14 protein-coding genes and 1 pseudogene are annotated in these 13,645 nt (G+C 45.5%); 12 read left to right on the top strand and 3 right to left on the bottom strand.

Annotated elements, in window-relative coordinates; all coding sequences use genetic code 11:
* Nucleotides 1–151: 151 nt before the first annotated feature.
* The 3 genes from ACY2VW_RS12925 to ACY2VW_RS12915 form a co-directional block, all read right to left on the bottom strand.
* On the bottom strand, nucleotides 152–526 hold the full coding sequence (locus tag ACY2VW_RS12925; protein ID WP_461878329.1) for a hypothetical protein: 375 nt from the start codon (nucleotides 524–526) through the stop codon (nucleotides 152–154).
* A gap of 69 nt (nucleotides 527–595) precedes the next feature.
* A complete protein-coding gene (locus tag ACY2VW_RS12920; RefSeq protein WP_461878328.1) occupies nucleotides 596–976 on the bottom strand; it encodes a hypothetical protein in 381 nt (126 codons plus the stop codon).
* 163 nt (nucleotides 977–1,139) lie between these two features.
* Entirely contained in the window at nucleotides 1,140–2,162 is a 1,023-nt protein-coding gene (locus tag ACY2VW_RS12915) for a stealth family protein (RefSeq protein WP_461878327.1), read from the bottom strand.
* A 175-nt stretch (nucleotides 2,163–2,337) separates the two neighbouring features.
* Here ACY2VW_RS12915 and ACY2VW_RS12910 point away from each other — a divergent pair, with 175 nt between their 5' ends.
* The 12 genes and pseudogenes from ACY2VW_RS12910 to ACY2VW_RS12855 all read left to right on the top strand — a co-directional run.
* Nucleotides 2,338–3,381, top strand: coding sequence for a glycosyltransferase family 2 protein (locus ACY2VW_RS12910; RefSeq protein WP_461878326.1), 1,044 nt, complete (start codon nucleotides 2,338–2,340; stop codon nucleotides 3,379–3,381).
* Nucleotides 3,382–3,497: 116 nt separating this feature from the next.
* The gene (locus tag ACY2VW_RS12905) at nucleotides 3,498–3,953 is read left to right on the top strand and encodes an NfeD family protein (protein WP_461878325.1); all 456 of its coding nucleotides are present in this window, start codon (nucleotides 3,498–3,500) and stop codon (nucleotides 3,951–3,953) included.
* On the top strand, nucleotides 3,950–4,918 hold the full coding sequence (locus ACY2VW_RS12900) for an SPFH domain-containing protein (RefSeq protein WP_461878324.1): 969 nt from the start codon (nucleotides 3,950–3,952) through the stop codon (nucleotides 4,916–4,918). Before ACY2VW_RS12905 ends, ACY2VW_RS12900 begins: the two co-directional genes overlap by 4 nt.
* Nucleotides 4,919–5,219: 301 nt before the next feature.
* Nucleotides 5,220–6,209 carry an ornithine carbamoyltransferase gene (argF, locus tag ACY2VW_RS12895; protein WP_117761273.1) on the top strand — a complete coding sequence of 330 codons (990 nt, stop codon included), beginning with the start codon at nucleotides 5,220–5,222 and terminating at the stop codon, nucleotides 6,207–6,209.
* Nucleotides 6,210–6,377: 168 nt separating this feature from the next.
* Nucleotides 6,378–7,370 (top strand): biotin--[acetyl-CoA-carboxylase] ligase, encoded by a 993-nt coding sequence (locus ACY2VW_RS12890; RefSeq protein WP_461878323.1) that lies wholly within the window; start codon nucleotides 6,378–6,380, stop codon nucleotides 7,368–7,370.
* Nucleotides 7,371–7,402: 32 nt separating this feature from the next.
* A complete protein-coding gene (locus tag ACY2VW_RS12885) occupies nucleotides 7,403–7,786 on the top strand; it encodes a DUF6145 family protein (RefSeq protein WP_117510128.1) in 384 nt (127 codons plus the stop codon).
* Nucleotides 7,776–8,774, top strand: coding sequence for a tRNA dihydrouridine synthase DusB (dusB, locus tag ACY2VW_RS12880; RefSeq protein ID WP_242991169.1), 999 nt, complete (start codon nucleotides 7,776–7,778; stop codon nucleotides 8,772–8,774). The genes ACY2VW_RS12885 and dusB overlap by 11 nt, the downstream gene beginning before the upstream one ends.
* 119 nt (nucleotides 8,775–8,893) lie before the next feature.
* Nucleotides 8,894–10,288, top strand: coding sequence for an MATE family efflux transporter (locus tag ACY2VW_RS12875; protein ID WP_461878322.1), 1,395 nt, complete (start codon nucleotides 8,894–8,896; stop codon nucleotides 10,286–10,288).
* Nucleotides 10,289–10,520: 232 nt separating this feature from the next.
* A complete protein-coding gene (greA, locus tag ACY2VW_RS12870) occupies nucleotides 10,521–11,003 on the top strand; it encodes a transcription elongation factor GreA (RefSeq protein WP_022461080.1) in 483 nt (160 codons plus the stop codon).
* A 28-nt stretch (nucleotides 11,004–11,031) separates the two neighbouring features.
* A complete protein-coding gene (gene lysS, locus ACY2VW_RS12865; RefSeq protein WP_461878321.1) occupies nucleotides 11,032–13,068 on the top strand; it encodes a lysine--tRNA ligase in 2,037 nt (678 codons plus the stop codon).
* Between the two features lie 233 nt (nucleotides 13,069–13,301).
* The gene (locus ACY2VW_RS12860; RefSeq protein ID WP_055267402.1) at nucleotides 13,302–13,487 is read left to right on the top strand and encodes a DUF6440 family protein; all 186 of its coding nucleotides are present in this window, start codon (nucleotides 13,302–13,304) and stop codon (nucleotides 13,485–13,487) included.
* A 51-nt stretch (nucleotides 13,488–13,538) separates the two neighbouring features.
* Nucleotides 13,539–13,645: pseudogene (locus ACY2VW_RS12855) on the top strand (Type 1 glutamine amidotransferase-like domain-containing protein); the annotation flags it as partial.

The raw sequence follows: 13,645 nt of genomic DNA, 5'->3' as shown, positions 1-13,645 counted from the left end.
TCATAGACTTACCTCCATGTAGTGGTATCAAAAGTTGAGACTCAACCTTTGATACTCGTATTAGAAATATAGTCTATTGTCACACACTTTTCCTTTACAGTCGAGGTACGGACTATCTACCGTTTACTTTCTTTTGATGACTTGATGAAGATTAATCGGTAATTTTAGCACTAACAACCTCAAGACCTGGATCAGAAACTACAACTAAATCACCTAAACCAATGTTATCATTAGGATTTTGATGATACGTGTAGCCAATAGAAATAGTGGTACCAGTATTAGAACCGACTAAGGTTCCATTAGAACTACTATAAGTAACCTCCTGATTAAAGGTGATTGTCAAAGTCTGAGCCTCTTTTGTATGGTCAGCTGCATGAACACCATTCACCTGAATTCGGTAGTCACCACGACCCGTTTCTGGTTTCTGATGGATATTAGTAGTTACAGTATAACATCCACTTGCTGCATAAACGCCCTCTGCCATTCCTTCATCCAGAGAAACGACAGGTTTTACATAATTACTCATTTCTTTTATCCTCTTTGCAGTCTTTCCGGCTGCTGATTTTTACAAACCCGCTCTAAAGCGAGTTCGCTTTTAGCTTACCGAATAGGTGAAGCCGGTCATCTTCAGATCGTCGATGCTGGTTCCGTGATTTAAATGGATACCAATCGTCAGCGGATTTGATGCTGTGCTGGCAAAGGTAAACGTAGCAGTTTTTCCGGAGCAGGAAACCCGTACAGATGCATCATCCGTTTCCGCCTGGTCAACCGTGTCGTTGAACGTAACGTTCAATGTGATCGTTCCGTCAATACCTGACCAGTCTGCCATTGCAAGACCTTTACCGCCATTTGTGCCCCAGCGATCCCATACGCCGTAGTAAGTAACATTCAGAGTTCCTGTGCCACTGGCTGCATAAACGCCTTCTGCCATTCCGGTGTCGATAGAGACAACAGGTTTTTTGTAAGCTTTAGTCATAGATCAGTGATCTCCTTTCTTGTGAAAATTCTTTTTATTACAAATTTATTATAGAAATAAAATCCCACACATGTCAATAGATTTGAGGTAAAAATATTACAATTTTGATTAAAATATATATCGCTTTGCAATCTGTCACGTAAATGAACAGAAAAACAGTTTTTTATTTCTCAAACTGTGATTTTTCCGGAAACAGGATAGAAAATGCATGGTTTAATTCCTGTTTTACTTTTTCATATGGGATTTCAAAGTTGCTGTCGTTGATACAAATGCATTTTGACTTCTGCTTCGTAATCGTTTTTACCAGCTCCGGGTTTTCCGGCTGCAGATTAAAGTATCGGCAGAATTTATGAATATTTTTCGGAACAAAATTTCCGCTCAGCTTCTGATATTCCCGTAGAACATACTGGCTGATATCTTCTTTGTGACGGAAAGGATGGCAACAGACACGATGCAAAAGCTCTTCTTCGTTTTTCCAGAAGAAACGATAGGACTCTTTTTTTAGCGGGGATGGCCCGTGTACGGTATAAAATCCGGTAAACCGCGGAAATGCCATTTCCAGAAGATTATATCCGAAATACATCAACGGATAGCCGGGATGAAAATATGCTCCCGGCTGTTTCTTCATATTTTCCCGTTTATCGAAATATTTGGCGAGAACCATCGCATTGTTCAGATAGACATACGGCATAATCTGGTCATCTGCATTTGCAACATCTGGCTGAAGCGCAAGCATGTCAACAGGTCTTTCATCTCTAAAAAAATCTTTCGGAGAAACTTTTTTTATGAGAAACATATCATCATTGAAATAAACAAAATTCTCGGTCAGCCCTTCAATTCTTTGAAAATTCCATTCAATGGGGTGGGAACTGAATGTCGGACGAAATTCCTGCGGGATGAAATCTTCATGTTTTACGATATGGAGTTTGGAATGTTTTTCATTCAGCCAATCTGGTACATGGCCATATGTCACAAAATGAATTTGATTGACCCATGGAGCAAACTTTTCAACACCACGGAACCAGTATTTTAAAATATCCCAGTCACGGTATCTGGAGGTGCTGTTATCAATCATTTCTTCTGCGGCTTTTCCCTGTTTCTTTAAGGTTTCCAGTTTCTCTTTGTACCAGATTGGATCTGCTCCATCTACCCATGTAATTACAAAATCAATTTTGGCGGTCTCCATCTGTCATGATCCTTTCGTATTTTGAATGAGAGTGACAATTACAAATAGCATCGTTTTTGTAACTTTATCACAGATTGTACTGCTATGCAATGAAGTATGTGAAAGACAGTTGACGTTCTGTATATTATTGGCTATATTTTCTATTATAAAGTAGAAAAAGAGGGGATCAGATACGATGAATTATCCACTTGTAAGTGTGATCATTCCGGTTTATCAGGCGGAAAAATTTTTGCGGGAATGTCTGGAAAGTGTCGGGATGCAGGATTACCCGGAATTGGAAATTATTTTAGTGAATGATGGTTCGATGGACTGCTCACTTGAAATCTGTGAAGAAAGTGCGCGGGCAGATAAAAGGATTCACATCCTGAATCAGAAAAATGCAGGCTGTGCAGCGTCCCGGAATGCAGGGATTGCTGCGGCGGAGGGAAAGTATCTTCTTTTTCTGGATGCAGACGATAAAATGGATGAAAAAAATGCGATCCGTTCTATGGTGCGACAGGCAGAAAAAAAGAATGCGGATATTGTGGTCGGAAATTACCACAGATGGAAGGAAAATGGTGAAAGGGTTGAATGTAGAAATTGGTTAGAAAAAGAAGATCCAGATAGTGTTGCTTTTCGTTTTAAAGGCTTTTTCCAATTCGGAAGTTTATCGTACGACTGGGGAAAGCTTTATCGAAAAGATTTTTTGATAGAACATGAACTATGGGTTCCGCAATATACTTACGCGGAGGACAAAGCACACAATTTCCGCTGCTGCGCATGCGAACCGAAATATGCTTTTGTCCCGCAGAGCATTGTGCTCTACCGGGAAAATCTGCAGTCTGTGACGTTTCGTCCGAAAAAACGATTGATGAAAAACTGGATTCAGATAGCAGCGGATTTTGAAACGTTTTTAAAAGAACACAGGATTGCAGAAGACTATGGGGATATTATGCTGTTCCATCTTGTCATCGGAGCAATGTATCTGGCAAAAGAGGAGATGACGTATCGCGGAAAAAAGATTCGCGTTGTGAAAAACTTTCTGAAGCGGTATGGAGAAGATCCGTTTGTCCGGAAAACGCTGACTTTTGGAAACTGTCTGCGCTATGCGACAAAAATTAAATCCATATTCTGGAAACTCCTCACCTTCACCCTCGTATTATTTTTCCGCCTCCACGCATACTATTTTCTGTCAGCCATCCTCGTTCTGATGTCCCGCCTCGGAATTGACAGTCTGTAGACGATTCCTGACAAATCTTTCTTTTTTCTGAATGTTTTTAACTTTGCTTGTTATTTTTATGTCATTATAGTATGATGATCTCAACAGCTAATTTTTCAGAAAGGGGGAGAAAATGCATGGAATTTGCAGTTTACTGGCTGATTGCGCTGATTGTATTCCTGGTGATTGAGGCGGCGACGCTTGGGCTTGCGACGATCTGGTTTGCGGGCGGGGCGCTGGTTGCTCTGATCGCTGCCATGTGCGGGGCCGGGCTGGGGATTCAGGTTGCCAGCTTTCTTGTCGTATCGCTGGTGCTTCTGATTTTTACACGTCCTTTCGCCGTTCGCTTTCTGAGTAAGGATACGCTGAAGACGAACGTAGACCGTGTGATCGGTATGGAAGGAGTCGTGACGGAGGAGATTTCCAATCTGGCGGGGACCGGAAAGGTTTCGCTTGGCGGAAATATCTGGACCGCGCGGACAGAAAATGAAGGAGGCACGATTCCCGTGGACGCTGTTGTTGCAGTGCTCCGTGTGGAAGGTGTCAAGCTGATTGTAAAGGTTAAAGAAAAAGAAGGAGGAAATGAAACATGAGTGGTGGAGGAATTGCAGGAATTTTATTGATTGTGCTTCTTGTGATTGTACTGTTTATTGCAGCATCGTGTGTGAAGATCGTGCCGCAGGCCAGTGCTTACGTTGTTGAGAGCCTTGGAAAATACAAAGGCACCTGGGCAACCGGTCTTCATTTTAAAGTTCCGTTTGTCGAGCGCGTGGCCATCCGCGTGAATTTAAAAGAGCAGGTGGTGGATTTCCCGCCGCAGCCGGTTATTACAAAAGATAACGTTACGATGCAGATTGATACCGTTGTATTTTTCCAGATTACCGATCCGAAGCTGTTCGCTTACGGCGTTGTGAATCCGCTGATGGCGATTGAAAATCTGACCGCAACAACACTTCGAAACATCATCGGAGATCTGGAACTCGATGAGACGCTGACTTCCCGTGAAATCATCAACACGAAGATGCAGGCAGCGCTCGATATCGCGACAGACCCGTGGGGTATCAAAGTAAACCGTGTCGAGCTGAAAAATATCATGCCTCCGGCAGCTATCCAGGAAGCCATGGAGAAACAGATGAAGGCAGAGCGTGAGCGCCGTGAAGCGATCCTGATCGCAGAAGGAGAGAAGAAATCGACGATCCTTGTTGCCGAAGGTAAAAAACAGTCGGCCATCCTCGATGCAGAGGCTGAAAAACAGGCAGCGATTCTTCGCGCAGAGGCAGAAAAAGAGAAACGAATCCGCGAGGCAGAAGGCCAGGCGGAGGCTATCCTCAAAGTACAGCAGGCAAACGCCGATGGTATCCGCGCGATCAAAGAGGCAGGCGCCGATGATGCTGTTCTTACCTTAAAGAGCCTTGAAGCACTTGGCGTTCTGGCAAATGGAAAGGCAACAAAGATCGTTGTTCCGTCCGATCTGCAGGGACTGGCAAGTCTGGCCACTACATTCAAAGGTATTGTGGAGGAACAGAAAGTGCCGGCAGGAAAAGAAGTGCAGAAGTAATCAGAAATAAAACCAGGATAAAGCAATAAGTAAAACAGGATTCTCCCGTGAAAAGCATCAAGCCGGACACGGGAGAATTTTCTGTATGAAAGTACAATGATATGCATAAAAATACATATATTATGCATATTACAAAGAAAATACGTAAAAATATACATTTCCCTCTTGACAGATGAACAGGTCTGTTTCATAATAGAGACTATTCAAGGCAACCAAAGGGTCAAAAAACCTTTTGATCCAACATCATAGGATGGGAAATAATAAAATACACCATATGCAGATATTTAAGGAGGAACAAACCATGGATTTAAAAGGACGCGATTTTCTGACATTGAAAGATTTTACACCGGAAGAGATTGCCTATCTGCTGGATCTGTCTGCAGAGCTGAAGGAGAAGAAAAAGAAAGGCATTCCGGTAGATACCCTGCGCGGTAAAAACGTTGCACTGATTTTCGAGAAAACCAGCACCAGAACTCGCTGTTCCTTCGAGGTAGCTGCACACGATCTCGGTATGGGAACAACGTATCTGGATCCGACCGGTTCCCAGATCGGCAAAAAAGAGAGCATCAAAGATACCGCCCGCGTTCTTGCCGGAATGTATGAGGGAATCGAGTACCGTGGATTCGGCCAGGAGATTGTAGAAGAGCTGGCAAAATATTCGAAAGTTCCGGTATGGAACGGACTGACGAACGAGTACCATCCGACACAGATGCTCGCCGATATGCTGACGATCCAGGAAGAATTCGGCCATTTAAAAGGCATCAAATTCGTTTACATGGGCGATGCCCGTTACAATATGGGAAATTCCCTGATGATTGCATCTGCCAAGATGGGGATGGATTTTGTGGCCTGTGCACCGAAGAAATACTTCCCGAACGCGGAGCTTGTGGCCCAGTGTGAGGAGTATGCAAAGGAGAGCGGTGCAACCATCACCCTCACCGAGGACGTAAAAGAGGGAACAAAAGATGCCGATGTTATCTACACTGATGTATGGGTATCTATGGGCGAGCCGGACAGCGTATGGGAGGAGAGAATCCACGATCTGACTCCGTATCGTGTCACAAAAGAAGCAATGGCAAATGCAAAAGATACCGCCGTATTCCTGCACTGTCTGCCGTCCTTCCACGATCTGAAAACAAAAATCGGAAAAGAGATCCACGACCGCTACGGTCTGAACGAGATGGAAGTAACCGATGAGGTGTTTGAATCTGCGCAGTCGAGAGTATTCGAGGAAGCAGAGAATCGTATGCATACGATCAAAGCAGTTATGGCAGCGACACTCGGAGCATAAAGTTTTGGGTGGAAAAACCGGAATAGACTGTGTATAATAGAATAACGAAGAAACACGCACAGCAGCGCTGCGGAAAAACTCTTCCGCAGCGCTGCTGTTGATTTTACGAAATGCATCAAGCGTGCTTCTTATAGTCTGAAAGCGACACGAGGAGTGTGAAAATACGATATGCTGGAAAATAAGAGAGCCGAGACGCTGCGTCTCCTGCGGGAATCCGGGAAAAATGTTTCCGGACAGGAGCTGTGTGAACACTTTGGGATTTCCCGCACCGCAGTATGGAAGATAATGAATCAGTTGAAAGAAGAAGGATACGAGATTGAAGCTGTTCAGAATAAGGGATATCGCCTGTTGAACGAGCCGGATCTCGTAACGAAGGATGAGCTGGAAAGCCGCACGCATACGAAATATGTCGGACAGACGGTTTATTACAGCCGCGAGGTGGATTCGACAAATACGTGGGCGAAGTGGTTGGCGGAAGAAGGTGCGCCGAACGGCACACTGACAACGGCTGAAACACAGACTGCCGGAAAAGGCCGCCGCGGCAGAGTCTGGAAATCGCCGGAAGGAACCTCTGTTTCGATGTCGATTCTGCTGTATCCGGATCTTGAGCCGGCCAAAGCACCGATGCTGACGATTGTAATGGGACTTGCCGTAGTGCAGGGCGTGCAAAGAGCGCTCGGTGTCGATACGAAAATCAAATGGCCGAACGATGCGGTGCTGAATGGGAAAAAGCTCTGTGGTATTCTGACAGAAATGAGTGCACAGATTGATTATATCAATTATGTTGTCATCGGAACCGGAATCAATGTCAATCAGATGGAATTCCCGGAAGAAATCGCGGAGATTGCGACCTCACTGGCGATAGAAACAGGGCATCCCGTCAACCGGGCGAAAGTGGTCGCAGCGGTGCTGGAGGCGTTTGAAGAGAATTATGAAAAATTCCTGGAAGCAGGAGATCTCTCGGGGCTGAAGGAAGCATATGAGGCTGTACTTGCAAACAAAGACCAGCCGGTGCGTGTACTCGATCCGAAGGAACCGTTCGAGGGCGTTGCGCTCGGCATCACGCCGACCGGTGAGCTGCGCGTGCAAAAAGAGGACGGAATGATCGTTGAGGTGCATTCCGGAGAGGTTTCAGTGCGAGGTTTATACAGCTACGTATAGAGAGACCGGAAAAGGAAGAGAAAGGAAAAATTATGTATTCAGATAATGAAAAAGTAGTGCTCTGCGGAGCAAGTGCATACGAACAGAAATATTATTTTAACCAGGATTTTGCATCCCTGCCACAGTCTGTGCAGGATGAGCTTCATGTCATGTGTGTTATGTTTACGGTGGAAATCGGCGGTATTTTTACCATGTGGTTCGACAGCGACGGAAGTCTGCAGTTTGAAACAGAGGCCGTAGACGCAGATGCGATGTACGACGAGATCGGCGGCGCGCTTCGGATTAAGCAGTATCAGGAAGAAAAAAAGGAGCTGCTGGAATCCCTGGAGCTGTATTACCGTGTCTTCTTCCTCGGTGAGGAGGTGCCGGAGGAGGCGCTGATGGAAGAGGACGGAGAGAAGCCGAATGGAAAATAAGAAACGTACACTGCAAAAGATGCCGCCGCTGAAAATCGGAAACGTGGAGATGCCAAACCCACTCGTGCTTGCACCGATGGCGGGGGTGACGGATCTGCCGTTTCGTGTTCTGTGCAAGGAGCAGGGCGCGGGCCTGATCTGTATGGAAATGGTGAGCGCGAAGGCAATTTTATATAAGAATAAAAATACCGAGGATCTGATGACGATCGATCCGGGTGAGCATCCGGTGTCCCTGCAGCTTTTCGGCAGTGATCCGGAGATTTTGGGGCAGATTGCCGCTCAGATCGAAGAAAGGCCGTTTGATATTCTGGATTTTAACATGGGCTGTCCGGTGCCAAAGGTTGTCAATAACGGCGAAGGCTCGGCCCTTATGAAGGATCCGCATCTGGTGAGGGAAATCGTGACAAGCATGGTAAAGGCAGTGAAAAAGCCTGTAACCGTAAAGATTCGAAAGGGCTTTAACGAAGAATCGGCGAATGCTGTGGAAATTGCGAAGATCCTCGAGGACTGCGGAGTGGCTGCAATTGCGGTTCATGGAAGAACGAGAGCGCAGTTTTATTCCGGAAAAGCAGACTGGGATATTATCCGCCGGGTAAAAGAGGCAGTATCGATTCCGGTTATCGGAAACGGCGATGTGACAGATGCGGCAAGTGCCGAGGCACTGGTGGAGCAGACCGGCTGTGACGGAATCATGATCGGACGCGGCGCGGAAGGAAATCCGTGGATTTTTAAACAGATTCTTCATTATATGGAAACAGGCGAAACGCTTGCAAGGCCGACCCAGCATGAGGTAAAAGAAATGATGCTCCGCCATGCACGGATGCAGGTGGAATACAAAGGCGGCGCGATCGGCATCCGCGAGATGCGCAAGCATGTTGCATGGTATACGGCAGGCTTTCCGCATTCGGCAAAGCTGCGCGCGGCGATCAATCAGGTGGAGAGCCTGCAGGCGCTGGAACAGATGCTGAATGAGTGGGAACGAGGATAAAAACAAGTCAAAAAGGTACCTATGATATGCCAATATTGATATATCATGGGTGCTTTTTCTGTGCTATACTGATAAACAGAGGTATTGGGACAAAAAACACAAAAGAGGGAGTGTAGTGTATGACTATGAAGGAACTTTTCGCACCGTCCGACATGACGGTGGGAAAGCCGTGGGAAAAGATTGTAGCTTTTACAATCCCTATGCTGATCGGCAACATTGCCCAGCAGCTCTACAACACGGTTGACAGTATTGTAATCGGAAAATATGTCGGGGACAACGCGCTTGCGGCAGTTGGAAGCGCCAGCCCGATCTTAAACCTGCTTCTGGTTCTGTTCGTCGGAATTTCCGTCGGCGCCGGCGTCATGGTGTCGCAGTATTTTGGAGCAAGACAAAGAAAAGAGCTTTCGATGACGATCGGAAACTGCGTCACGCTGACAGCAATTTCTTCCATCATTATTATGATTCTGGGAGCCGTCCTCTCAAGGCCGCTGCTGGAAATGCTGAAAACACCGGATTCTATCATCGACTGGTGTACCTCGTATCTGGTGATCCTGATGGTGGGTTGTGCCGGCAGTGCGTACTATAACATTCTATGTGGTATCCTTCGCGGACTCGGCGATTCGATTTCGGCGCTGATTTATCTGCTGGTGGCAACGGTCATCAACATTGTATTGGATATTGTATTCGTTTCCCAGTTCCACATGGGCGTTGCCGGAGTTGCATACGCGACCGTGATTGCGCAGGCAATTTCTGCAGTACTCTGCATGTGGCGTCTGATGCGTATGACCGACATTTTTGATTTCAGACCCAAATACCTGAAAATGAAAAAACAGTATTCGATGGAAATTATCCGCCTTGGCCTGCCGTCCGGTATTACCCAGGCGATCTTCTCCATGGCGATGGTTATCGTACAGTCGCTGACCAACAGCTTCGGTGAAATGGTTATCGCCGCGAATGTTATCATCATGCGTGTCGATGGCTTTGCAATGATGCCGAACTTTTCGTTTGGTACCGCGATGACAACGTATGCCGGTCAGAATGTCGGCGCACGCCGTATGGACCGCGTAGAGCAGGGCGCAAAACAGGGAACACTGATTGCTGTCGGAACCTCAACGACCATTACCCTTTTAATTGTTATTTTCGGCCATCATCTGATGGGAATCTTTACGAATACCACAGAGCTCGTAACATTAAGTGCCAATATGATGAAGATCCTTGCGGTCGGCTATATTGCCATGGCAATAACACAGTCGCTTTCCGGTGTCATGCGTGGAGCAGGCGATACGATGACCCCGATGTGGATTTCGATGGTTGTTACCGTTGTCATCCGTGTGCCGCTGGCATACGGTCTGGCCTTTCTGACCAGAACGCCGGAGCTGCCCAACGGACGATATCAGGTACTCTGGATTTCCATGCTGGTAAGCTGGTGCATGGGTGCGCTTCTGACGCTGATTTTCTATAAAAAAGGAAACTGGAAAAAGAAGGCACTGACAGGAAGTGCCTCCGAAAAATAAAGGAAAAATAAGAGAAAGATGCAGGAAGGATTTGTGAAAAAGAAAATCTTTCCTGCGTTTCTTTTTTTCTTGACATTCCGTGGGCAATCCTTTATACTACTTTAATTGTTAGGATAGGCGGAGTCTATCCTTATTTCAACCGGGAATACTGAAAATACAGCGCATTTCCGGAGAGTTTACAGAATAAAATCAGATATGACTGGATACAGAAACGATAGAAAGGGTGTATAAAATGGAACAGAAAAAAACGATTCTTACCTATGCCGGCCTGAAAAAACTGGAGGACGAGCTTCATGACCTCAAAGTAAACAAACGTAGAGAAATTGCCGGTAAAATCAAAGAAGCAAGAGAGCAGGGAGACCTTTCCGAGAACGCCGAGTACGATGCAGCAAAAGATGAGCAGCGTGATATCGAGGCAAGAATTGAAGAGATCGAAAAAATCCTGAAAAACGCAGAGGTTGTTGTTGAGGACGAAGTAGATTCTGATAAGATCAATATCGGATGTAAAGTAGACGTACTGGATCTGGAGTATGACGAGGAGATCGAGTTCCAGATCGTTGGTTCCACCGAGGCAAACAGCCTGGAAGGAAAAATTTCCAACGAGTCTCCGGTAGGAAAAGCGCTGATCGGCGCACACAAGGATGACATTGTCGATGTAGAAACACCGGCCGGAATTATGCAGTACAAAGTACTTTCTATCCAGAGAAATATCTAAAAAATACAAAGAAAAGGGAGTGAAGAAATTGGCACAGCAGACACAGGAACAGGACATTAACCACTTACTGAAGGTTCGCCGCGAGAAACTTGCAGAGCTGCAGCAGAACGGAAGAGACCCGTTCCAGATTACAAAGTTCGATCAGACACATCATTCGCTTGAGGTGAAAGGTCTTTACGAGGCACATGAGACTGAGCTGTTAAAAGACCGCCAGGAGCCGAACGTAGAGGGAATGGATGAGGAGCAGGCGAAAGAAGCTCTTAAAAAGGATTACGAAGAGAGAAGAAATATCATGGACGCAAGCCCGATCCATGTGGCAATTGCAGGACGTATGATGTTTAAGAGAGTCATGGGCAAGGCATCTTTCTGCAACATTCAGGATTTACAGGGAAGCATCCAGGTATACGTTGCAAGAGATGCGATCGGAACAGAGTCTTACGCTGATTTTAAAAAATCGGATATCGGTGATATCTTCGGAGTGGAAGGATTTGCTTTCAGAACAAGAACAGGTGAGATTTCTATCCATGCAGAGAAAGTGACACTCCTCTCCAAGAGCTTACAGATCCTCCCGGAGAAGTTCCACGGTCTGACAGATGTAGATACCCGTTACCGTCAGAGATATGTAGACCTGATCATGAATGCAGAGTCTAAAGATACCTTTATCAAGCGTTCCAAGATTCTCAGTGCGATCCGCAAGTACTTAAGCGGAGAAGGATTCATGGAAGTTGAGACTCCAATGCTTGTACAGAACGCAGGTGGAGCAGCAGCAAGACCGTTCGAGACACATTTCAATGCCCTGAACGAAGATCTGAAGCTTCGTATTTCCCTGGAGCTGTACCTGAAGAGACTGATCGTCGGAGGACTCGAGAAGGTATATGAGATCGGACGTGTATTCCGTAATGAGGGTCTTGATACAAGACATAACCCGGAGTTTACTCTGATGGAGCTTTACCAGGCATTTACAGATTACCACGGCATGATGAATCTGACAGAGAACCTGTATCGTTTTGTCGCACAGGAAGTGCTCGGAACGACACAGATCGTATACAAAGGAATCCCGATGGATCTCGGTAAGCCGTTCGAGCGTATCACAATGGTTGACGCAGTGAAGAAGTACGCAGGCGTTGACTGGAATGAAGTTGAGACTCTGGAGCAGGCAAGAGAACTTGCAAAAGAACATCATATTGAGTTTGAAGAGAGACATAAAAAAGGTGATATCCTGAATCTCTTCTTTGAGGAGTTTGTAGAGGAGCATCTGCTTCAGCCGACGTTCGTTATGGACCACCCGGTTGAGATCTCGCCGCTGACGAAGAAAAAGCCAGAAAATCCGGAATATGTAGAGCGTTTCGAGTTCTTCATGAATGGATGGGAAATGGCAAATGCTTATTCTGAGCTGAACGATCCGATCGACCAGAGAGAACGTTTTAAAGCCCAGGAAGAACTGCTTGCCCAGGGCGATGATGAAGCCAATACAACAGATGAAGACTTCATGAACGCACTGGAGATCGGTATGCCGCCGACCGGTGGTATTGGATTCGGCATTGACCGTATGTGTATGCTTCTGACAGGAGCGGAGGCAATCAGAGACGTGCTGCTCTTCCCGACAATGAAGTCCTTGAATGATGTAAACAAGGGCAATGATGTAAAAAATCAGCCTGTCGAGGAAATGAAAGCAGAGCCTGAAAAGATTGATTTCTCTAAGGTAAAGATTGAGCCTTTATTTGAGGAAGCAGTTGATTTTGACACATTCTCAAAGTCAGATTTCAGAGCCGTTAAGGTAAAAGAATGTGTAGCAGTACCGAAGTCAAAGAAGCTGTTGCAGTTTACCCTTGATGACGGAACAGACACAGACCGCACCATTTTAAGCGGTATTCACGCATATTACGAGCCGGAAGAGCTTGTAGGTAAGACACTTATCGCTATCACAAATCTTCCTCCTCGTGCTATGATGGGTATTGACTCTTGCGGTATGCTCCTCTCCGCTATTCACGAAGAAGAAGGCGAAGAAAAGCTCCATCTGCTTATGGTTGATGACCACATCCCGGCAGGCGCAAAGCTGTATTAAACTGATGTAACGATGTACCGTTTAACCAAATAGACGGGACGTACTTCATTTGATAAAAAACTAAAAAACAGCGATTTACATCAAACTTACATCAATTGATGCAGAAATCGGTGCAAGCAAGAGAAAATCGTATAATTAGTGCAATGAGTGGGCAATTCCAATCGGAGTTGCCCATTTTCTAAAATGAATGGAAATGCAAATCGGTATTTAATGCTTAACGAGGAGGAATAAACATGGCGAAGAAAGAAGAAAGATTTGAAGTTATATTTAGAGATGGAAGTTCGCTTAAAGATGAAGGGATTCGACAAATTCTTGTAGATAAGGAGACTGGAGTTAATTATCTTTGTTGGAAATCTGGATACGGGGCTGGTATTACACCTCTTCTGGATTCTGAAGGAAAAGTCATAGTTACTAAGTAAAATTAAAGTTTGTAGAATTAAGAAAATCGGTATTTATAAAGGAGAATATTGATGAAACTATTTTTATGTTCGCACTTTTCAAGTGTAGGAAGTCTGATAAAGGAAGAAATTGAAAATAAGAAAGTCGCATTTATTCCAACAGCTTCACTGCGTGAAGG

The organism is Fusicatenibacter sp. (assembly GCF_977045365.1).
The sequence above is the reverse complement of the archived record's forward strand: the minus strand, read 5'-3'. Positions and strand labels throughout refer to the sequence as shown.